The organism is Nonomuraea sp. NPDC052634 (assembly GCF_040678535.1).
GTDB lineage: Bacteria > Actinomycetota > Actinomycetes > Streptosporangiales > Streptosporangiaceae > Nonomuraea > Nonomuraea fastidiosa.
The window spans coordinates 226,558-247,317 of the sequence record NZ_JBFATY010000009.1 but is presented as its reverse complement, the minus strand read 5'-3'; the positions used below and the strand labels follow the sequence as shown (position 1 = coordinate 247,317).

The following is a 20,760-nucleotide window of genomic DNA, read 5'->3' as shown; positions in this document are numbered from 1 at the left end:
CGCGGCCATGGCAGCCGACGAAGCACGATTCATCAATTCCGGGAACCTGCGTTTGTGGACCGAGCGCTCCGGCGATCCGGCCGATCCGGCGGTGCTGCTCGTCATGGGCACCTCGACCCCGGGCCCCGGCTGGCCGGACGAGCTGGTGGAGGTTCTGGTGTCCGGCGGGCGGCGGGTGATCCGGTTCGACCACCGCGACACGGGCCGCTCCGACTGGGTCGATTTCTCCGTCCACCCGTACGCGCTCGCCGACCTCGCCGGTGACGCCGTGGCCGTGCTCGACGCGTACGGCATCGGCGCCGCCCACATCGCCGGGGCCTCGCTCGGCGGCGCGGTCGCGCAGTGGCTGGGCGTGCACCGGCCGGAACGCGTCACGGCGCTGACCCTCGTCATGAGCACGCCCATGAACGTCGACCAAGGCCCCATCTGGGCACGCGCGCTGGCCGGCCAGGACCCCGACCCCGGCACGCTGCCGCCACCCCACCCGCGCTTCCTCGACCACCTCAAGACGGCGGCGACGACCCCGCGCACCACCCGCGAGGAGAGCATCGCGGCGGGCGTCGAGACGTGGCGGGTGCTGAGCGGCGACGCGCTGCCGTTCGACGAGGACGCGGCGCGGCGCCTGGCCGAGTACGCCCACGACGAGGCGGAGAACCCGGCCGCCGCGGCCAACCACGACCTGGCCGGGCGGGTGCTGAGCGACGACAGGCGCGCACCGCTCTCGCGGATCAAGGCGCCCACGCTGGTCGTGCACGGCACCGAGGATTCGCTGCTCCCGCTCCCCCACGGCGAGGCGCTGGCCGCCGCGATCCCGGGCGCGCGGCTGGAGACGGTCGAGGGGATGGGGCACTCGCTGCTGTCGGAGGGCGTGCCGCGCCGCGTCGCCAAGCTCATCCTGTCGAACGCATGATCGCGTCGCCGAACCGGCCCTCTCGAAGGTGCATCCCGCCGTCGCCTGCCACCCTCGGGGCGTGCGCGGCACCTGACCGCATCGCGGTCCTCGCCTCGGCCGGGAAGTCGCACGCCCACCCCGGCAAGGCGCGCCCGCCCGACCCACCTTGGGTTTTTTGCGGCGAGATGATTGTCTAGCCGAAGGAACTATGAGGAGGGCAGCGGTGAGCCGTCAGATCGTTTCCATCGTGGGTGGCAAGGACGCGGAGTCCGCGTCCACGTACGACTCCATCAACCCCGCCCGCACCGGCGAGATCGTGGCCCGGGTCGGGCTGGCGGACGCCGAGACGTTCGCCGCCGCCTGCCGTACGGCCAAGGAGGCGCAGCGCGAGTGGGCCAAGGTGCCCGCGCCGGTGCGCGGCCGGGTGATCGCCTCGATCGGGCGTCTGGTGGAGGCGAACGCCGAGCGCCTGGCGGCGCTGGTGACCGAGGAGATCGGCAAGCCGTACGGTGAGGCGCTCGGCGAGGTCAGGGAGATCGTCGACACCTGTGACTTCTTCCTCGGCGAGGGCCGCAGGCTGTACGGGCAGACGGTCCCGTCGGAGATGCCGGACAAGAACCTGTTCACCTTCCGCACGCCGGTCGGTGTGGCGGCGGTGGTGACGGCGGGCAACTTCCCCGTGGCGGTCCCGTCGTGGTACCTGGTGCCGGCGCTGCTGTGCGGCAACGCGGTGGTGTGGAAGCCCGCCGAGTACGCAGCCGCCTCCGCCCACGCGATGTACCGGCTGTTCGTGGCGGCCGGGCTGCCCGACGGCGTGCTGAACATCGTGTTCGCCGACGGCGCGGAGACGTTCAGGGGCCTGGAGCTGGCCCTTGAGGCGGGCAGCGTGCAGAAGGTGGGCTTCACCGGTTCGAGCGCGGTCGGCAGGAAGATCGGCGAGCTGGCCGGTCGCCACCTGCAGTCGCCCTGCCTGGAGCTGGGCGGCAAGAACCCGATGGTGATCATGCCGGACGCGGATCTCGACCTGGCCGTGGAGGGCGCGCTGTTCTCGGGGTTCGGTACGGCGGGCCAGCGCTGCACGAGCCTCGGCACGGTGATCGTGCACGAGAGCGTCCACGACGCGTTCCTCGAGCGGTTCGTACGCGCGGTGGACGCCGCCCGCATCGGCGATCCGCGCGAGGACGTGCTGGCCGGGCCGCTGCTCGACCAGAAGTTCGCCGACCGCTACGAGAAGTACCTGACCTGGATCGAGCCGCATCACCGCGTGGCGACGGCCGCGAAGGGCCGCATCACGAAGGACAACCCGCGCGGCGACTTCGACGGCGCTGACGGGCTCTACTACCACCCGGTGGTGGTGGACGGCGTGCGGCCGGGTGACCGGCTGTTCATGGAGGAGACGTTCGGCCCGATCGTGGGCGTGACGTCGTTCTCGACGCTGGACGAGGCGATCGAGCTGGCCAACCTGCCCGGGTACGGCCTGTCCAGCTCGATCTACACGACCGACGCCAAGAACGCCTTCCGCTTCCGCGAGGGCATCTCGGCGGGCATGGTCAGCGTCAACAACTCGACCTCGGGCGCGGAGGCGCACCTGCCGTTCGGCGGCAACGGCAAGTCGGGCAACGGCAGCCGCCAGTCCGGCATGTGGGTGCTGGATCAGTTCACCCGCTGGCAGGCGATGAACTGGGACCACTCGGGCCGGCTGCAGAAGGCGCAGATGGACGTCGCGGAGATCGTCCCCGACCTGGACTTCCGCCTGGCCTGAAAACGCGCTGACGGGCCCCCGCTCCCGCGAGGGGCCCGTCAAGCAGGGCAACGCGTCAGATCGCCGGGGTCAGACCTGGCCGGCCTTCTCCAGGGCGGCGCAGCAGGTGCTCACCAGCAGGCGGGTGACCACGTACGGGTCGACGTTGGCGTTGGGGCGGCGGTCCTCGATGTAGCCCTTCTTGTCCACCTCGACCTGCCACGGGATGCGCACCGAGGCGCCGCGGTCGGACACGCCGTAGGAGTACTTGTTCCACGGCGAGGTCTCGTGGTGGCCGGTCAGGCGCAGCTCGATGTCGGCGCCGTACTGGGAGACGTGCTCCATCGGCTTGTCGCCCTCACCGAGCGCCTCGCAGGCGGTGATGATGGCGTCGTAGCTCTCGCGCATGGCCTTGGTGGAGAAGTTGGTGTGCGCGCCGGCGCCGTTCCAGTCGCCGCGGGCGGGCTTGGGGTCGAGGGTGGCCTCGACGCCGAACTCCTCGGCGGTCCGGTAGAGCAGGTAGCGGGCGACCCAGAGGTGGTCGGCGACCTCGATCGGGCCGGCCGGGCCGACCTGGAACTCCCACTGGCCGGGCATGACCTCGGCGTTGATGCCGGAGATCTTCAGGCCGGCGGCGAGGCAGCGGTCGAGGTGCAGCTCGACGATCTCACGGCCGAACACGGCCTCGGCGCCGACACCGCAGTAGTAGTGGCCCTGCGGGGCGGGGAAGCCGCCCTCGGGGAAGCCGAGCGGGCGGCTGCCCTTGAAGAAGGTGTACTCCTGCTCGATGCCGAACCAGGACTCCTGGGCGGCGTACTGCTCGGCGACCGGGCGCAGCAGGGCGCGGGTGTTGCTGGCGTGGGGCGTGCCGTCGATCTCCTCGACCTCGCACAGCACGAGCTTGTTGTCGCCGCCGCGGATGGGGTCGGGGCAGACGAACACGGGCCGGAGCACGCGGTCGGAGGAGTGACCCTCGGCCTGGTTGGTGCTGGACCCGTCGAACCCCCAGACCGGCGGCTCGGCCCCGTCAGCCAGGATCTTCGTCTTCGAGCGCAGCAGAGCCGTCGGCTCGGTGCCGTCGATCCAGATGTACTCAGCCTTATAGCTCACGGCGGTCCTTTCGGGGTTCTTCTCAAGCCACGCCGAGTCTTACGGACAGCCGTTTCCCGGTTTTTGCTCTGATGTGAACGCCGTGTTAATCAGGATTCCGCCTGCATGTTCCCATCGGCCCCGACTGTAACAGTGGTGTTAGGGCCACCCGCGCCGCACCGGGGCCCGTTGGGATAGCGCTCCTTGGGGGTGGCCCGCACCGTGCCCTCGAGCAGCGGCCGCGATCCGGCGTCGAGCAGCGTGAGCCGTACCTCCACCGGTCGCGTGGGCAGCCCGGCGACGCCGGCGAAGCCGTGCTTGTCGCCGGTCGGCACGGCCGTCGCCGCGCACGTGTCGCCAGAGCACGTCTGCCCGCTCGCCCGCGTGCTGGGCAGCAGCTCGGTGCGGGTGCGCCGGCAGGAGCCGTCCCAGCAGACCTCCAGCTCGGCCGCCTGCGCGCGGGCGGCGAGCGGCGCGCGCACCGTGACGCCCACCCCCACCGGGGTGCCGATCGCCGTGCACTCCACCCCGCCGCCGCAGGCGACGGAGGCGACGCAGGTCAGGAGCAGGGCGGCGGTCAGCGGCGCGCGAGATCGAAGCACACCCTCAAGACGGAGGGCAGCGGGCGGCGGTTCACGGGGGCGTGCGAACATCGTCTCGGGGGGATTTCGACATGCACGATCTGTGGTTCGGCGCGTTCCTGTCGCCGGAGGCCGAGGGGCGCGAGCGGCTGCTACGCCACGTGACGCTGGCCGACCGGCTCGGCCTGGATCTGGTGGGGGTCCAGGACCATCCGTATCAGGAGGGGTTCCTGGACACGTGGACGCTGCTGTCGGTGGTGGCGGCGCGTACGGAGCGGATCCGGCTGGTGCCCGACGTGGTGAACGTGCCGCTGCGGCCGCCCGCCGTGCTGGCGCGCGCTGCCGCCTCGCTCGACCTGCTCAGCGGCGGCCGGGTGGAGCTGGGGCTGGGCGCGGGGGCGTTCTGGGACGCGATCGCCGCGATGGGCGGGCGGCGGCTGTCTCCGGGTGAGTCGATCGAGGCGCTGGCCGAGGCCGTCACCGTGCTGCGGGCGCTGTGGACGCCGGGCGCGCCGGTGACGTTCGAGGGCACGCATCATCGGCTGCGCGGGGCCAAGCCGGGGCCGTTGCCCGCGCACCCGATCGGCATCTGGATCGGTGCGATGAAGCGCAGGATGCTGGAGCTGACCGGGCGGATGGGCGACGGCTGGCTCACCTCGTCCTTCCACAGCCCGCCCGAGGCGGTGGCCAGGCAGGCGAAGGTGCTGGACGCGGCGGCCGAGGACGCGGGGCGCGACCCGGCCGGCATCCGCAAGGTCTACAACGTGGGCGGCGTGTTCTCGCCGCTGCCGGGCCGCGGGTTCCTGGAGGGGCCTGCCGCGTTGTGGGCGGAGCAGCTCACGGAGCTGGTGTTCGAGGTGGGGATGACCGGGTTCGTGCTGGCGCCGGGCGAGGACGCCGAGCGGGACCTGCGGGCGTTCGCCGAAGAGGTGGCGCCGGCCGTGCGCGAGGCCGTGTCCAAGGAAACGGCCAGGGAACGCGGCGCGCCGGGGGAGCCGGCCGAGGCGCCCGTCACACTCTCTTCTCCCGCGCCCGCCTGGGCCGACCTCGACGAGGACGACCGTCCGCGCATGCCCAAGCGGGACCCGGCCGCGCTCACGCCCGAGCAGCTGCGCATGGGCCGGCATCTCGTGCAGGTGCACAACGGCTACCGGCAGGAGCTGCGGCAGGTCCAGGACGCGGTGGAGCAGGTGGCCGCGGGCCAGGGGGACGCGGGCGCGCTGCGCTCGGCGATCAACCGGCTGAGCGTGCGGCAGAACCACTGGACGCTGGGCACGTTCTGCGCCACCTTCAACCGGCTGCTGACCGTGCACCACACGATCGAGGACGAGTCGATGTTCCCGGCGATCCTGGAGCGCGACTCGACGCTGGCACCGGTGATCAAGAAGCTGGAGCAGGAGCACGAGGTGATCGCCGAGATGCTCGGCGAGCTCGACGCCGCGTGCGTGGCGCTGCTTGCTGATCCGGCCGCGATCGAGCAGGTGCGGGCCGGGGTGGACCGGCTGGTGCAGGTGCTGTCGTCGCACTTCGCGTACGAGGAGGAGGAGCTGGTCGAGCCGATCGCCCGGCTCGGCATCCGCATCTGAGCCCCGGTCAGGCGCCGGTCAGGCTCTGTCGTGCTCCTCGTGGGCGCGGCGCACCAGGGAGATCAGCCGGTCGTCCACGAGGTCGCGGTGCCTGGCCGGCAGCGCGCGCAACCGGGCCTCCTCGTCCAGCAGCCGCCGGTAGATCTCCTCGCGTACCTCCGGGTCGCGCTCGATGTCCAGGTACTGCTGGGCGTGGCGGCGGACCCTGGACACCGTGTTGCGGGAGCGCCCGCGCGGGCTGAGCAGCGAGGCGATCACGGTGATCGCCAGCACGCCGATGATCACGCAGAGGGACAGCCCGGTGCTGATCTCGACGACCTTCACCGGCTGGCCGTCGTTGATGAACGGCACGTTGTTCTCGTGCAGCGCGTGCAGGATCAGCTTGACGCCGATGAAGCCGAGGATGACGGCCAGGCCGTAGGTCAGGTAGATGAGGCGGTCGAGCAGGCCGTCGATGAGGAAGTAGAGCTGGCGCAGGCCCAGCAGGGAGAACGCGGTCGCGGTGAAGACGATGTAGACGTTCTGGGTGAGGCCGAAGATCGCGGGGATGGAGTCGAGCGCGAAGAGGATGTCGGTGCCGCCGAGGGCGATCATGACGAGCAGCATCGGGGTCATCTCGCGCCGCCCGTTCCGGGTGGTGAACAGCCGGTCGCCGTCGTACTCCTGGCTGGTGCGCACGAGCCTGCGCGCCGTACGCACCATGAGGTTGTCCGGTGAGTGGCTCTCCTCCCCCTCCGGCTTGAGCAGGTTGCCCGCGGTGATCAGCAGCACGAGGCCGAACACGTAGAAAACCCAGGCGAACAGGTTGATCAGCGCGGCCCCCAGCACGATGAACGCGCTCCGCGCGAGCAGCGAGAAGACGATGCCGAACAGCAGCGCCTTCTGCTGGTCGGCGCGCGGCACCTTGAAACTGCTCATGATGACGAGGAAGACGAACAGGTTGTCCACCGACAGCGCCTTCTCCGTCACGTAACCGGCGAAGTACTCCGCACCCGGTTCCGAGCCGCCGAACCACCACACGCCCACGCCGAACAGCAGCGCGATGCCGACGTACAGGGCGGACCAGATGGTCGCTTCGCGCAGGGTGGGCACGTGCGCCTTGCGGACGTGGAAGAAGAAGTCGAACGCCAGCAGCGCGACGATCCCCAGGATCGTCAGCCACCACACCGCCGCTGATACGTCCATCGGGCTCCCCCACGGCTGGCCGGGCCGTCGTGGGGGCTGCGACTGCTCGCGTGCGCGTACTCCTCGCAGGGTGGTACCCGATACGGCGGCCATCCCACCATGGGACCCGTACGGTTCAGCGGCAGGAGACAGAGGGGAGCGCCGTGACAGAGCCCGCGTTCGACGCCGAAGGTCTCTTCGGAGACGACTATCTCTACTTCTTCGCCGACCACCTCGACGCCCGCGGCGACGCCGAGACCGATCTGGTCTGGCGGCTGCTCGATCTGCGGCCCGGCATGGAGGTGCTGGACCTCGCCTGCGGCCACGGGCGGACGCCAACAGGCTCGCCGCGCGCGGCTGCCGCGTCACCGGCCTGGACTCCTCGCAGCCCTTCCTGGACCGCGCCCGCACAACGGCCGGCGAGCTCGGCGTCACCGTCGACTACGTCCACGGCGACATGCGGCGGCTGCCGTGGACGGGCCGCTTCGACCGCGTCGTCAGCTGGTTCACCGCGTTCGGCTACTTCGACGACGCCGATGACCGGCGCGTGCTCGCCCAGGCGCCGCGGCGCTCAAACCAGGCGGCAGGCTCGCGCTCGACCTCAACAACTACGCCGCCGTCGTCCGCACCTACCAGGCGTCAACGGTGGTCGAGCGCGACGGCGACCTGCTCATCGACCGCTACCGGCTCGATCTGCTGACCAGCAGGAACGTGGTCAAGCGGACGGTCGTCCGGGACGGACGGGTGCGGCACGTGCCGTACTCCGTGCGCATGTTCACCTTCCCCGAGCTGCGCGACCGGCTGCTCGACGCCGGGTTCGCGGCCGTGCGGGGCTTCGGCGCGGACGGCGGGCCGCTCACGATGGACAGCCGCCGCATGATCGTGGTCGCCGAGCGCTGACCTCGCTTCGGTGCGGTTTCGTTCACGTACGTCCGGTGCCGTCGTAGCCGAGCAGGCGCATGGCCGTGGCCGGGTCCAGCGTGGCGGCCAGGAATTGGGCGCGTGCGTGCGCCTGGTCGCGTTCGCGTTCTGCGGCGAGCTGCGCCGTACGCATGCGTCTCACGGCCGCGTACGCCAGCCCCGCGCCGACGATCACCGCCACGATCACCACGAACAGCACGAACAGCAGCCCCGCTGACGGGACGCCGGGCTCGGCCACCGCATCACCGCCCGCCCCGACGATGGTGACGCCCGCCCTGCCGCCCGGCTCGGCGACACCGCCGGTGCGAGACAGCGTGCCCGTGACGGCCAGCGCGGTGAGCAGGGAGAGCAGGACGAGGACGAGGGCGCTCGCGACGACGGCCCAGACCCGCCCGGCGGTCCGCCGCCACACCGACGACCCGGCCCCCGCCGCCGCCGGAGCCGTCGCCGGAACCGCCGGCGGGGCCGACGGCTGAGCCGGCTGCCCGGGTGGCCGAGCGGACGGTCGTCCGGGCCGCTGGGCGAACGGCTGCCGGGGCGGCGCCGCGGCGGCCCAGGGCACGAACTGCGGCCGGTCCCCCGGCACGGCGGCCCCGGGCGGCACGGCGGCCTTGGGCGGCAGGGCGGCACCCGGTGGCAGGACGGCCCCGGGCGGCAGGGCGGTGCTGGGCGGCACCGGCGGATCCCTGTCGATCGGGCTGTGCGCCCAGTGCGCCTTGACGGCGTCCCGGTGGTAGTCCTCCAGCGCCTGGTAGAACGCGTCGGAGGCGTACACGGTGCCGTCGATCAGCGGCCCCCGCTCGGCGCGGATGACCGCGACGGCGTCGTCACCGTCGAGCGTCCCGTGCGTCTCCAGCGCGTGCGCCAGGCACAGCACCTCGCGGCGGTGTTCCCGCAGCAGCTCCCCGGTCCGTTCGAGCAGCCGGGCGAGGCCGGCCTCGACACGCTCGCCGACGGCGCCGGGCGCGGGCCTGATCTCCAGCTTCTGGAGCGCGGGCAGGGAGGCGAGGCCGGTGCCCATCCCCCAGCGCGACTCCATCGAAGCCATCAGGTACGTGGCGGCGTACAGGTCCTCGGAAACCCCGCAGGAGCTGTCGCCGCCGAAGAACATGCGCTCACCCGCCAGCGAGGCGAGGGCGACCATGATGTCGGCCTCGTGATCGGACTTCCACCGGGCCTCCTCTGTCCTGACCGGACCGAGGTGGCAGGTGCCCTTCTCGACGGTGGCGACGTCGAGATCACGGTGGGGGCGGGTGACGTACGCGATGACGGCGTGGCACGCCTCGTGCACGGCCAGGGCGTGCCGTTCGGCGCGCTCGACCTCCTCGGCCGCCCCGAACCGCTTGAGCCGTCTGGCCCGCAGCATGTCAGACCAGGTGATGACCTCCCGTCCGGCCCCGATGGCGGCGATGAGCGCCTCGTTGACGAGGTCCTTGATCTCGGCGCCGGTGGCGTACGGGGTGACGGCGGCGAGCCTGTCGATCTGCTCGGCGGTCAGCTGGTGCGCCACCTTGCCGAGGCATCCCTGGAAGATGCGCACGCGCCCGGCCTTGGACGGATGGCCGACCTGGTAGACGCGGTCGATACGGCCGGGCCGCAGCAGCGCCTCGTCGAGCGCGTCGGGCCGCCCGGCGGCCATGATCACGAAGATGCGGTACGCGGGCGGCGGCTCGGGCGGCATGCCGAGCAGCGGACGGACCAGCCGGTTGACGAACCCGCGCGGCCTGGTGAGCCCGGTCAGCTCGGCGGTGAGGGATCGCAGGACGCCGGAGCCGCCGAGCGCGTCCGCCTGGTCGAAGAAGACGACGACGCCGCCATGGCGCGCTGCGAGCCCGCGCAGCCTCCTGAACAGGAACCTGACCTTGAGGACGCCGAGTCCCATGAACGTGTTCGAGTCCACGTACACGTACGGCTTGCCGGTCTCCCCTGCCACCGCCTCGGCCAAGAGCGACTTGCCGGTGCCGGGCGGCCCCCACAGCAGCAGGCCGCCGGGCACGTACCCGCCGCGCCGCTCGATCTCGTCGGGCCGTTCGAGGACGACGATGTCCTCGCGTACGCGCTCGACGACGTGGTCCTGCCCCCACACGTCCCGCAAACGGGTCGTGATGTCGCCGGGAAGATACGTCTCGACGCCGCCCCGAGCAGCGTGTACGAACCCGCGCCGGGCATGCGCGAGCGCGGCCCGTGCCGTCTTCACCAGGGCTTACCTCCGCTTAACGGATCACCGCAGAGGTTGTGCCCGTTTCTCGCGGATTGAGGCCCGATTGCGCGCAGAAATTCTTGACCAAATCTTGGCCGCGCGTTGGCTTTACTTGAGATACGGCATCCGAGGGCCGGGGGCGGGTTCGCAACGCGGAGTTCCAACGTTCATGCAACCTCCCATTGGTTCATCTCGGGAAGTAGCGAAAGATATGAGGATCCCTTCCGACACCCGCGGAGTGCGCAATGACAGAACCCGCCATGGAGACCGTCGACTCCTTCGGCATGACCGCCGAGCGGATCTTCGCCGAGGTCTGGTCACGTCCGGTGCTGTCGGTCAGGGAGCGCCGGCTGCTCCTGCTCGGATTGCTCGTCGGCCAGGGCCTGCATGACCTGCTCGACGTGCAGCTCGACGTCGCCCTGCGCGCCGGAGAGCTGAACGAGGCGGAGCTGCGCGAGGTGGTGATCTTCCTCACCCACTACGCCGGCTGGGCCCGCGGCGCGAAGCTGAACGACCAGGTCGAGTCGCTGATCGAACGCGTCAGGCAGGATCGACGCGATCGAGCGGACCCCGCAGGCTGAGCGCGTAAAGCTCGCCGCCCGCGTCCTCACCGCACAGAACCCGGCGCCGCCCTTCGCGCCGGCCGGCTGCCGGTCGGCCTCCTGCCAGGCGTTCTCGTGCCGAGGTCCTGGCCGTGGTGGGGCGGGCGGCGGCGTGCCGGGAGCCGGGGCGGCCGGCGTGCGTGCCGGCAGGGCACCGGGCAGGAGCGCTGAGGAGCTCACGGCCGCGACGAGGCGCACGGGCCTCATCCTGCCACGAACGTTAGGGTTCAGACATGCCTACCGCACTGATCACCGGCGCCACCTCTGGGATCGGCGCCGCTTTCGCCCGGCGCCTGGCCGCCGACGCGTTTTCGCTCGTCCTCGTGGCCCGGGACGAGCTCCGTCTTGCCCGCACCGCCGACCAGCTGAAGCTGAGATACGGCGTTCCCGTCGAGGTGCTGCCCGCCGACCTGGCCACCGAGGAGGGCCTGGCCAAGGTGGAGTCACGCGTGCGCGAGGGCGTCGATCTCCTGATCAACAACGCCGGTTTCGGCAACGCGGGCCACTTCCCCGACGTTCCCGCCGAGCGCGAGGTGCGCATGCTCAGGGTGCACTGCGAGGCGGTGCTGCGGCTGACGCTTGCGGCCCTGCCCGGCATGCGCGAGCGCGACCGCGGCGCGATCGTGAACGTGGCGTCGGTGGCGGCGTTCTTCACCCGGGGCACCTACAGCGCCTCGAAGGCGTGGGTGGTGAACTTCAGCCAGTCGGCCGCCGCCGAGGTGGGCAACCCGCGCATCAAGATCATGGCGCTGTGCCCCGGTTTCGTCAGGACCGAGTTCCACCAGCGTGCGTCGATGGACACGTCGTCGATCCCGGGTTTCCTGTGGCTCAAGGCGGACGACGTGGTGCGCGCCGCGATGCGGGACCTCGCGCTCGGCAAGCGGGTGTCGATCCCCGACCTGCGTTACAAGACGATCGTGGCGGTCGGGAGGCTCGTACCGCGCAGCGTGCAGGAGAAGGTGTCGCAGCGGATCGGCCGCTGAGGGCCGCCGCGCCGTACACGCGCCGGGGGCTCTGAAGAAGCATGGGCCCCCGCCGCGGGAGGGGGTCGCGGTGGGGGCCCGGACGGTCGCGGGCGTCTAGCCGCGACCGGGAATGGGAGGCCGGTGCCTCAGCGGTTGGCCTCGTGACCGATGGCCAGACCCGAGGACGCGTCGAAGAAGTGCATGTTGTGCGTGTCGACGACCAGGTCGATCTGCTGGCCGGGGCGCACGTGGCTGCGGGCGTTGACGCGGGCGGTCCACAGGGACTTGTCGCCCGACAGCGGCAGCGAGGCGTCGTCGTCGTCACCGGCGTCGGCGGCGGCCACGGTGTCCTTGTGCTCGACCGGCGGGGCGTCGATCAGGAACAGGACGTTGATCTCGGAGCCCAGCTCCTCGGTGACCTCCGCCTTGACGGGCAGCGTGGCCCAGCCGTTGGCGTGGTTGCCGGCGGAGGCGGCGTCCTCGAAGTCGGAGGGACGGATGCCCAGGATGATCTTCTTGCCGATGTACTGGTCGAGGCCCGGCTTGTCGGAGAAGGTCGACTCGGGGATCGGCAGCTTGACGTCGGCGAAGGCCACCGCGGGGCCGTCGTCGGTGCGGACCAGCTCGGCGGTGACGAAGTTCATCGCGGGCGAGCCCATGAAGCCGGCCACGAAGAGGTTGACGGGCTTGTCGAACAGGTTCTGCGGGGTGTCGACCTGCTGGAGGATGCCGTCGCGGAGCACGCAGACGCGGTCGCCGAGGGTCATGGCCTCGACCTGGTCGTGCGTGACGTAGACGGTGGTGACGCCGAGGCGCTCGTGCATCTGGTTGAGCGAGGCGCGCATGGAGACGCGGAGCTTGGCGTCCAGGTTGGACAGCGGCTCGTCCATGAGGAACGCCTGCGGCTCACGCACGATGGCGCGGCCCATGGCGACACGCTGACGCTGACCACCGGAGAGCGCGGCCGGCTTGCGCTTGAGGTAGGTCTCCAGGCCGAGCATCTTGGCGGCCTCGTTGACCCGCTTCTGGATCTCCGGCTTGGGCATCTTGCGGAGCTTGAGGCCGAAGGCGAGGTTCTCCTCGACCGTCATGTGCGGGTACAGCGCGTAGTTCTGGAAGACCATCGCGATGTCGCGGTCCTTCGGCGGGAGGTGGTTGACCACCTTGCCGCCGATGGCGATCTCACCGGCGCTGATGTCCTCCAGGCCGGCGATCATCCGGAGCGCGGTCGACTTACCGCAACCGGACGGGCCGACGAGCACCATGAACTCGCCGTCCTTGATTTCAAGGTTGAGTCCGTTCACGGCCTTGACGCCACCGGCGTAGACCTTGTCGACGTTCGTCAGAACGATGGATGCCATGACATTCCTTCGCGCTCCAGGGCTGCAGCCCGGATGTTGGTCCCGTTTCCCACTTGCGTGGATACGTTTTCAAGCATCTCACCCGAAACGGACATGAGTGTCAAGGGTTACGGCATGACCAGCCTTTGTCGTCTCTAAACCTTTTCCTTTACCGGAAACCATGATGGAATCGTTTCCATGGCGAAGCGGGCGACGATCAAAGATGTGGCGGAGGCGGCCGGCGTGGGCGTCGCCACCGTCTCCCGGGTGCTGTCGGGAGGCTCGGCCAGCCCGCAGACCCGCGAGCGCGTTCTGGCCGTCGCCGCGCAGCTCGACTACCGCCCCAGCGCGCTCGGCCGCAACCTGCGCCAGCGCCGCACCGGCGGCATGGGCCTGCTCGTTCCCGACCTGACCGACACCTTCCACGCGCAGCTCGCCGAGGGCGTGCTCGCCTGCGCCCGCTCGGCCGGTGAGCCGGTGGTGATCGGCTCCACGGGAGGCGACCCCGAGCAGGAGTCGGAGCTGATCGGCATGCTGCTGGAGCAGAGCGTCGACCGGCTCATCGCGGTGCCGTCCGGCGACGAGGAGAGCTGGGCGCCGGCGATCCGCGCCGGCATGACGGTGGTCTTCGCCGACCGGCTGCCCGCCGCACCGCCCGTGGAGGAGGATCCCGCGGTCAGCGCCCTCAACGACCTGCTGCTGCTCGACGGCGCCGCGCCTCCTCCGGCCCGCGCCAAGCCGCTGGACGTGCCGTCCGTGGTGGCCGACGACCGGGGCGGCATCCGTACGGCGGTGCGCTACCTGCGCGGGCTCGGCCACCGGCGCATCGCCTTCATCGGCGGCCCAGGCCACGACCGGCGGGCCGCGGCCTTCAGGGAGGCGGTGGGCGAGCCGCTGGACGAGGAGCTGATCGTGTTCGGCACCGGCAGCCGCGACTCCGCCTACGCCGCCGCCTCCGGGCTGTTCCAGAGCCGCCCCGACCTGACGGCGGTGGTCGCGGGCGGAAACGTGCTCGGCGAGGCGGCCGTGCTCGCGGCCAGGGAGCTGGACCTGCGGGTGCCGAGGGACGTCTCGCTCATCATGTACGACGACGTGCCCTGGGCCGAGCTGTGCTCACCGCCGCTGACCGTCGTCGCCCAGCCGGGACGCGACATGGGCTATCGGGCGGCCGAGCTGGTGCTGCGCTCGGGCGGGCGGCGGCAGCGCTCGGTGGTGCTGCCCACGGAGCTGATCGTCCGGGGTAGCTGCGGCCCCCGCCGCTGAGCCGTTTTCACGCGACGCTGGTACCCGTGCGCTGGGCGGGGCCCGACGCTCAGGAGCCGGGCGGGCGGCTCTCGTTACGCGGCGCCGCCCGTGTAGCGGCGGGGCAGGACCATCACCGGGTTGTCGTCGAGGATCACCTCGGGCGGGCCGAAGCGGGCGGCCACCAGCTTGATCTCCGGCTCGTCCAGCATCAGCAGCCGCCCGTCCTCGACGAACAGCTCGCCGTCCACCACCACGGTCGGCCGGTCCACCTGGCAGTCACAGTGGGCGAAGCCGGGCCCGGACGTCACCGGCACGCCGCCGGTCAGTCCGTCGAGCCCGCAGTAGAAGGCGCCGGCGTGCTTCTCCCGTTCGAACTGGGTGCCGCCGGCCAGCCGCACCTTCGGATTGAGCCCGAACAGCGCGTGCCGCATGTAGAAGCCCTCGGGCGCGTACCTGCGCAGCTGCGCGGCGGCCGCGCCGCCCTCGATCTTGCGGACGAGGTTGCCTTCGAGCGTGATGCGCAGCGGCTCCTCGGGGACGCCGGTGACCGTGGAGTCCTCGACGACGAGCACGCCTTCGGTCTCGGTCGGCCAGAAGTTGACACCCCCGTACGGGAACGGCCGCCAGTCGCCGGGCCGCAGCCCGCCGGGCCCGGGGTCCTCGAACGTGAAGCCGCCGAAGGTCAGGTCGGTGCCCCGCGCGGAGGTCACCCTGATCGACGAGGCCGTGGAGAGCTGCCGCAGCGCCCTGGCCACCAGCGCGTAGAAGACCTCGACGGGCAGCCGGGCGCCGGTCAGCAGCGCGCCGGCCGTCGCGGTCATGTGCAGCGACACGAACCGGGCCGAGCGCGCCCTGATCTGGTCGAAGAACAGCGGCGCCGTGTGGACCTCGCCCCACCAGGTGCCGCTGATCACCACGTCGGCCTCGTGGAAGGCGGCGGTCTCGATCTGCAGCGGCGCCTCGCGGTCCCAGCCGCCCGCGCTGAACGGCGGCACCGACAGGATGCGCACGTCCGCGTCGCGCAGCGCCGCCGCTGCGGCGATGGCCTGCACCACCACCGGGTCCACGGTGTGCTCCATCAGCAGCAGCACCCGGTCACCCGGAGCCACGCGGGCGTACTCGCACAGGTTGCGCACGCCGGGCATGAGCTCGACGATCGCGTACGGCGACACGGCGGGCTCGGCGGCGTAGGTGAAGGGCGATCCCGCGTACGGGTTGCCGGCATACGGATTGATCGTCATCACGCTCCCTGCGGGCCGACCAGCGACAACGGGGTTGATTACCCACCGGCCCGCACGCGTAGCGTCATGACTTCGTAACGCTTGGCGATCAGGCCTTCACAGGAGTTTCTCGATCGCGGCGATGACCGCCGGGTCGTCGGGCGTGGTGCGCGGGCGGAAGCGCGCCACGACCTTGCCCTCGCGGTCCACCAGGAACTTCTCGAAGTTCCACTGCACGTCGCCGGCCTCGCCCTGCTCGTCGGGCGCCTGGGTCAGCTCGGCGTACAGCGGGTGGCGGCCGGGGCCGTTGACGTCGGCCTTCTCCAGCAGCGGGAAGTCCACGCCGTACGTGGCGGCGCAGAACTCCTTGATCTCCTCGGCGGTGCCGGGCTCCTGGCCGGCGAACTGGTTGCAGGGCATGCCGACGACGGTGAAGCCGCGGGGGCCGTAGCGGCGCTGGAGCTCGACGAGGGCGGCGTACTGCGGGGTCAGGCCGCAGCGCGAGGCCACGTTCACGATCAGGGCGGGACCGCCGGAGGTGAGGGCGCCGAGCGTGGTGGGGGCGTCGTCGAGAGTGCGCAGCGGGATGTCACTGAGGCTCATGATCCGACCCTACAGAACGAGTCAGGGCCAGATTTGTGACACAGTCCTCATTTTCCGGACAAATCCCCAGAAGATGGTATATATCGTGATCTTTACTGACGATCTTCGTATACAAGGTCAATTCCCTGTCAAGGGAACCGCTCGGGCACTGTGGCGCGGTCCGTGAAACCCCCTCGAAAGGGAACCCGCATGCCCATGCTTCGCCGTACCGGCGTTCTGGTGCTGGCCGCCACGCTCGTGACGACCGGCGGCGCCTCGGCCGCACAGGCGCAGAGCTCCCAGGCCACCAGCAGCAAGAACAAGTCCATCGCCAAGGCCATGGTGGCCAAGCGCGGCTGGGACACGGCCCAGTTCAGGTGCCTGGTCAGGCTCTGGGCCCGAGAGAGCGGCTGGAACCACCGAGCGGGCAACCGCCACTCCGGCGCCTACGGCATCCCGCAGGCGCTCCCCGGCCACAAGATGGCCTCGTCAGGGCGCGACTGGCGTACCAATCCCCGCACGCAGATCCGCTGGGGACTCGGCTACATCAAGCAGCGTTACAAGACGCCGTGTCGGGCCTGGAGCCACTTCCAGTCCCACCATTGGTACTGAGCCAAACCCCAGGCTCGCTCGCTTTTTCCGTCAAGGCCCGCCCAGCCCGGGAGCGGAGCGTGCAATCCCGCTCCAGCGAGGGGGCCTTTTATCCGCAACGATCACACAAACACCCGCCCTTCGAGTGTCACTGTGAGTGACCGATGGTGACCGTGCGTAATAGGAATCGTGCTAAAGGACACGTCGCGGTGCCCTCCGGGCCGCCCAGCACGATCGGGCGGTAGCAGGATCCCGGAGGGCCGCGCGGACCCTCCGCGCCCGAGCCACGGGCGCGGACCGGCAAGGCGCGCCTCGAGCGCGCCCGTCCGCACGCGGCCCGGCAGCAAGGATCGATTTGGACAGCAAACGCGTGCTCACCGGCACACTCATCTCTGTCAGCGCATTCACCGCCATGGGCGTCACCGAGGCCACGGCCGAGACGCACCCGATCAAAGTGAGGACATGGACCACGTCGGCCCAGCCGAAGATCTCGGCCATCCGGCCGGCCAACAGGAACAAGAAGATCGCCCTGGGACACGTCGTCCAGCGCTCGTGGAACCTCCGCGAGTTCCGCTGCCTCGACAACCTGTGGACCAGGGAGAGCAACTGGAACCACCGGGCACGTAACCGGTCATCCGGCGCGTACGGCATCCCGCAGGCCCTCCCGGCCACGAAGATGCGCATCTCCGGCCGCGACTGGAAGTCGAACCCGGAGACGCAGATCCGGTGGGGCCTTGCCTACATCAAGGGGAGGTACGGCAGGCCTTGCGGCGCCTGGGGACACTTCAGATCGCACAACTGGTACTAGCAGGCTCCGGAGGGCATCCGGCGCCGCTTCACCGGATGCCCTCCTCCGCTCCGCTCTCCCGCCTCCCGGCCCGCTCTTCGACCGCCCTGATCAGCAGGTCGAGCCCGAATCCGAACTCCGCCTCGTGATCGCACTCCCCCAACAGCCCCGCCAGCGACGTCACCTCGGGGAACAGCGCGGGATCCACACCGTCCGCACGGATCGTCCCGGTCTGCGCAGGCGCGAACGTCGGTGTCACCCCGACCTCCCGCAGCAGCGAGCCCACGATGTAGGCGATGAGCATGCGCAGCACGCGTACCGCGCCGGCCCCGTCGAACCCGGCCTCACGCAGCGTCGCGAGCGCCCGCTCCACCGGCAGCCGCCCGGCCGCCGACCGCGACTGCCTGCTGACCACGAGCATCGTGCAGCGCGGACGCCCAGCTCGGCCGCGATCCGCCGCATGGAGACCGCGTCCGCGCCCTCCCGCTCGATCAGCTCGACGGCCGCGGCGACGATCCGTTTCCGGGGCGTACCTGGTCGCCCGTCTGGTGGCCAGAGAGCTGGCGGACATGGCCGAGGAACTGGCGTTCGCCGAGTCGCGCCGCCGCCCGGCCACGCCGGACGACGGGTTCCTGCACGCGCTGCTGTCGTACGCGGCGCTCGCGGGCCGCGCCCCCACGGTGGACTTCCTCGCCCACCGCCTGGCCACCGACCTGCCGCCCGACCGGCGCACGCTGCTATGCCGGCATCTGTGTGAACTGTTCTCGCGGGCGCTGATGACCAGACAGGGCTCGGCGTTCGACGCCTACCAGCCGGTCCGCGCGGAGGTCACCGCCCGCTGCGCCGCCTATGCCGCGAACCTCATGCTGCTCGCCGTCCTGACGGCCGGCGGGCCGCTGACCGGAGCCGAGCTGTTCCAGGAAGACCAGCAGGAGCACGCGAACGAGCGGTGGCGCAGGATGGCCCGCCTGTGGCAGTCCCAGCTCACCAGGGCCGAGTGGGACGCGCTGACCCGCACGGTCAAGGTCCGCCATCAGCTGCGCGACGGGATCAGGACGCTGGAGGTGTCATTCGAGCGGGACGCCGAGATCGATGTCGCGGACCTCGCCTTCTTCACCTGGCCGGGCAGTGGAGCGGTACCGTCTCGCCGCGTACTGTCATCGCAACTCGCCCTGGATGCGGGAGATTGGCGGTGGATGCCCGCGTGCTGCCGGGACCAGACGTGCTTCGCCTCATGCGCATGGCCAACCGCCGCTATTCGAGGTACGCCCCGTTGCTGCGCATCCACGAGGTGCTGCGCGAACGCCCCGATGTGGACGAGCGGGTGAAGGTGCAGGCAGGTCTAGTCGCGGGGCAGGCGGAGGACGAGGCGGGTCTGCGGCCCTTCAATCGTGAGCTCCCCACCGTGTTCCCTGGCGATGTCCCTGGCGATCGGCAGCCCTAGCCCACTCCCCCCGACATCCCGCGACCGCGTCTTGTCGAGGCGGGTGAACCGCTCGAACACCCGCTCTCTCATCTCCTCCGGGATACCAGGCCCATCGTCGACGACCTCGAGCACGGCCTGGTCCCCGCTGCTCCGCACGTGCACCTCCACCTTGGAGTCCCCGTAGCGGTCGGCGTTGGAGAGCAGGTTGATGAGGAGGCGGGCGAGGCGGAGCCGGTTGCCGCGGACGTACACGCCGGGTTCGGCGCGTACGGTGACGGGCAGCCGGGAGGGGCGGCGGGCCACCTCGTCCTCCACGAGGCGGCCGAGGTCGAGGCGTTTCTTCTTGACGGGCGCGCCGGCGTCGAGGCGGGCCATGAGCAGCAGGTCCTCGACGATGTCGGCGAGCCGCCGCGCGTCGTCGAGCGCGGCCCGCCAGTCGGCCTCGCTGCGGTCGTGCAGGCCCTCCTCCAGGCGGACCATGAGCCCGGTGATGGGGGTGCGCAGCTCGTGGGAGGCGTCGGAGACGAAGCGCCGGTGCCGGTCGACGGCGTCCTCCAGCCGGTCGAGCGTCTCGTTGACGGTGACGGCGAGCTCGGCCACCTCGTCCTGGGTGTCGGGCACGGCGACGCGGCGGCTGAGGTCCTCGGCGTTGATCCGCTGCAGCCCTCTCCTGATCACCTCGACAGGGGCGAGCACGCGGCCGACGCCGTACCAGGTGCCCCAGGCCATCAGCGCGAGCAGCAGCACGGCCGAGGCGAACAGCACCAGGCGCAGGTACGACGAGTTCAGCAGGAACGGCTCGCGGACGGCCGCGTACGCGACGACCGGACCGTAGACGGTGGCGCGGTTGCTGGTGCCGACCACGATGAGGCAGCCCTCGGGCCGGCATACGCGGGTGTCGACCTGGGAGTCGCCGCCGGTGGGCCGGGCGTTCGTGATCGGCGGCTGGCCGGCCAGCCCGGCGCTGGCGGCGACCACACGGCCGTCGTAGGTGACGACCTGCAGCAGACCGATGCCGTTCAGCGGCTGGATGGGGCCGTCGAAGCGCCGGTTGTCGATGATCGTGGTGACGTGCCGGCTGGCGGTGGCCACCTGCTCCGTCAGGTCGGCCCGCGCCCTGTTCGGCCACGTCACCGAGATCAGGGCCGCTCCGCCCAGCAGGACGACGCCGAACGACACCACGGTCGCCAGCGTCATCTTCGCCCTGATGGAGCGGCGGTTGACCATGTGACCGACTGTGCCACGCGGGCTGCAAACCCCAGGTCAAACGGATGTCGGACGTCCACCGTGGAAGCGGCGGTGCAGCTCGTGCACCTCTTCGGCCAGCTCGGGCACCGGGCCTTCGACGGTCACGCCGGGCGCGACCTCGTTGATCGGCAGCGTGCGTACGGGCGGTGGCGGCACGCCCAGCTCGCCGAGCCAGGCGGAGAGCTGTTCCGAGGACGTGGCGTACACGATGCGGCCGAGCCCGACCCAGGCGTGCGCGGCCGCGCACATCGGGCAGTGCTCCCCTGAGGTGTAGACCGTGGCGGCGGCGCGCTCCTCGGGCGTGAGGTTCTCGGCCGACCAGCGGGCGAGCGCGAACTCGGGATGCCGCGTACGATCGCCCGATGCGACGCGGTTGTGGTCCTCGGCGAGCACCTTGCCGTCGCCGGAGACCAGGACGGAGCCGAACGGCTCGTCGCCCTCCTCCAGCGCCTGGCGGGCCAGCTCGACGCAGCGCCGCAGGTACGGCAGCTCGTTCTGGTCGATCATGGACCCCTCCTTCTCCGACGTTGACCACGGTTAACGGACCGCCGAAAGTGCATGACCTTTCACGTTTTCCCAC

General features: G+C 71.0%; 21 protein-coding genes. 11 read left to right on the top strand and 10 right to left on the bottom strand.

What is annotated here, in order from left to right; all coding sequences use genetic code 11:
- The first annotated feature begins 7 nt into the window (after positions 1-7).
- Both AB0K67_RS31610 and AB0K67_RS31605 read left to right on the top strand, forming a co-directional pair.
- Positions 8-910, top strand: a complete 903-nt coding sequence (locus AB0K67_RS31610; RefSeq protein ID WP_364067582.1) for an alpha/beta fold hydrolase — start codon at positions 8-10, stop codon at positions 908-910.
- 205 nt (positions 911-1,115) lie between these two features.
- Positions 1,116-2,654, top strand: a complete 1,539-nt coding sequence (locus AB0K67_RS31605) for an aldehyde dehydrogenase family protein (protein ID WP_364067580.1) — start codon at positions 1,116-1,118, stop codon at positions 2,652-2,654.
- Between the two features lie 69 nt (positions 2,655-2,723).
- Here the strand turns inward: AB0K67_RS31605 and glnII are convergent, their stop codons facing one another.
- Positions 2,724-3,743 (bottom strand): glutamine synthetase, encoded by a 1,020-nt coding sequence (gene glnII / locus AB0K67_RS31600; protein ID WP_364067578.1) that lies wholly within the window; start codon positions 3,741-3,743, stop codon positions 2,724-2,726.
- Between the two features lie 89 nt (positions 3,744-3,832).
- Complete coding sequence (locus AB0K67_RS31595; RefSeq protein ID WP_364067576.1) at positions 3,833-4,324, bottom strand: hypothetical protein; 492 nt, start codon at positions 4,322-4,324, stop codon at positions 3,833-3,835.
- A 71-nt stretch (positions 4,325-4,395) separates the two neighbouring features.
- On the opposite strand from AB0K67_RS31595, the gene AB0K67_RS31590 reads away from it, so the two are divergent.
- The gene (locus AB0K67_RS31590) at positions 4,396-5,889 is read left to right on the top strand and encodes an LLM class flavin-dependent oxidoreductase (protein WP_364067574.1); all 1,494 of its coding nucleotides are present in this window, start codon (positions 4,396-4,398) and stop codon (positions 5,887-5,889) included.
- Positions 5,890-5,907: 18 nt separating this feature from the next.
- On the opposite strand, the gene AB0K67_RS31585 is transcribed toward AB0K67_RS31590, so the two are convergent.
- Entirely contained in the window at positions 5,908-7,074 is a 1,167-nt protein-coding gene (locus AB0K67_RS31585) for a TerC family protein (RefSeq protein ID WP_364067572.1), read from the bottom strand.
- Between AB0K67_RS31585 and AB0K67_RS31580 the strand changes: the two genes are divergently transcribed.
- Positions 6,956-7,753 carry a class I SAM-dependent methyltransferase gene (locus AB0K67_RS31580; RefSeq protein WP_364067570.1) on the top strand — a complete coding sequence of 266 codons (798 nt, stop codon included), beginning with the start codon at positions 6,956-6,958 and terminating at the stop codon, positions 7,751-7,753. The two genes, AB0K67_RS31585 and AB0K67_RS31580, sit on opposite strands and share 119 nt — an antisense overlap.
- A complete protein-coding gene (locus AB0K67_RS31575; protein WP_364067568.1) occupies positions 7,699-7,953 on the top strand; it encodes a hypothetical protein in 255 nt (84 codons plus the stop codon). The genes AB0K67_RS31580 and AB0K67_RS31575 overlap by 55 nt, the downstream gene beginning before the upstream one ends.
- Before the next feature lie 22 nt (positions 7,954-7,975).
- Here AB0K67_RS31575 and AB0K67_RS31570 read toward each other — a convergent pair whose 3' ends face one another.
- Positions 7,976-10,171, bottom strand: coding sequence for an AAA family ATPase (locus tag AB0K67_RS31570; RefSeq protein ID WP_364067567.1), 2,196 nt, complete (start codon positions 10,169-10,171; stop codon positions 7,976-7,978).
- A gap of 248 nt (positions 10,172-10,419) precedes the next feature.
- Between AB0K67_RS31570 and AB0K67_RS31565 the strand changes: the two genes are divergently transcribed.
- Together AB0K67_RS31565 and AB0K67_RS31560 are read left to right on the top strand one after the other, a co-directional pair.
- A complete protein-coding gene (locus AB0K67_RS31565; RefSeq protein WP_364067565.1) occupies positions 10,420-10,755 on the top strand; it encodes a carboxymuconolactone decarboxylase family protein in 336 nt (111 codons plus the stop codon).
- Between the two features lie 254 nt (positions 10,756-11,009).
- Positions 11,010-11,759: an SDR family oxidoreductase gene (locus tag AB0K67_RS31560; protein WP_364067563.1), complete on the top strand. Its 750-nt coding sequence runs from the start codon at positions 11,010-11,012 to the stop codon at positions 11,757-11,759.
- Positions 11,760-11,887: 128 nt separating this feature from the next.
- On the opposite strand, the gene ugpC is transcribed toward AB0K67_RS31560, so the two are convergent.
- Entirely contained in the window at positions 11,888-13,102 is a 1,215-nt protein-coding gene (gene ugpC / locus AB0K67_RS31555; protein ID WP_364067561.1) for a sn-glycerol-3-phosphate ABC transporter ATP-binding protein UgpC, read from the bottom strand.
- Between the two features lie 177 nt (positions 13,103-13,279).
- Between ugpC and AB0K67_RS31550 the strand changes: the two genes are divergently transcribed.
- Positions 13,280-14,344, top strand: coding sequence for a LacI family DNA-binding transcriptional regulator (locus AB0K67_RS31550; RefSeq protein ID WP_364067559.1), 1,065 nt, complete (start codon positions 13,280-13,282; stop codon positions 14,342-14,344).
- A 74-nt stretch (positions 14,345-14,418) separates the two neighbouring features.
- Here AB0K67_RS31550 and AB0K67_RS31545 read toward each other — a convergent pair whose 3' ends face one another.
- Together AB0K67_RS31545 and AB0K67_RS31540 are read right to left on the bottom strand one after the other, a co-directional pair.
- Positions 14,419-15,567, bottom strand: coding sequence for a hypothetical protein (locus AB0K67_RS31545; protein WP_364067557.1), 1,149 nt, complete (start codon positions 15,565-15,567; stop codon positions 14,419-14,421).
- A gap of 96 nt (positions 15,568-15,663) precedes the next feature.
- Positions 15,664-16,149 (bottom strand): glutathione peroxidase, encoded by a 486-nt coding sequence (locus AB0K67_RS31540; protein WP_364067555.1) that lies wholly within the window; start codon positions 16,147-16,149, stop codon positions 15,664-15,666.
- Positions 16,150-16,338: 189 nt separating this feature from the next.
- Here AB0K67_RS31540 and AB0K67_RS31535 point away from each other — a divergent pair, with 189 nt between their 5' ends.
- Both AB0K67_RS31535 and AB0K67_RS31530 read left to right on the top strand, forming a co-directional pair.
- On the top strand, positions 16,339-16,740 hold the full coding sequence (locus tag AB0K67_RS31535) for a transglycosylase SLT domain-containing protein (protein ID WP_364067553.1): 402 nt from the start codon (positions 16,339-16,341) through the stop codon (positions 16,738-16,740).
- A 334-nt stretch (positions 16,741-17,074) separates the two neighbouring features.
- Positions 17,075-17,527, top strand: a complete 453-nt coding sequence (locus AB0K67_RS31530) for a transglycosylase SLT domain-containing protein (protein ID WP_364067552.1) — start codon at positions 17,075-17,077, stop codon at positions 17,525-17,527.
- Positions 17,528-17,555: 28 nt separating this feature from the next.
- Here the strand turns inward: AB0K67_RS31530 and AB0K67_RS31525 are convergent, their stop codons facing one another.
- Complete coding sequence (locus AB0K67_RS31525; RefSeq protein ID WP_364067550.1) at positions 17,556-17,927, bottom strand: TetR/AcrR family transcriptional regulator C-terminal domain-containing protein; 372 nt, start codon at positions 17,925-17,927, stop codon at positions 17,556-17,558.
- Positions 17,928-18,075: 148 nt separating this feature from the next.
- Between AB0K67_RS31525 and AB0K67_RS31520 the strand changes: the two genes are divergently transcribed.
- Entirely contained in the window at positions 18,076-18,834 is a 759-nt protein-coding gene (locus tag AB0K67_RS31520; RefSeq protein ID WP_364067548.1) for a hypothetical protein, read from the top strand.
- 14 nt (positions 18,835-18,848) lie between these two features.
- Here AB0K67_RS31520 and AB0K67_RS31515 read toward each other — a convergent pair whose 3' ends face one another.
- Complete coding sequence (locus tag AB0K67_RS31515) at positions 18,849-20,159, bottom strand: ATP-binding protein (protein ID WP_364067546.1); 1,311 nt, start codon at positions 20,157-20,159, stop codon at positions 18,849-18,851.
- A gap of 36 nt (positions 20,160-20,195) precedes the next feature.
- Complete coding sequence (locus AB0K67_RS31510) at positions 20,196-20,687, bottom strand: nucleoside deaminase (protein WP_364067544.1); 492 nt, start codon at positions 20,685-20,687, stop codon at positions 20,196-20,198.
- Between the last annotated feature and the right edge of the window lie 73 nt (positions 20,688-20,760).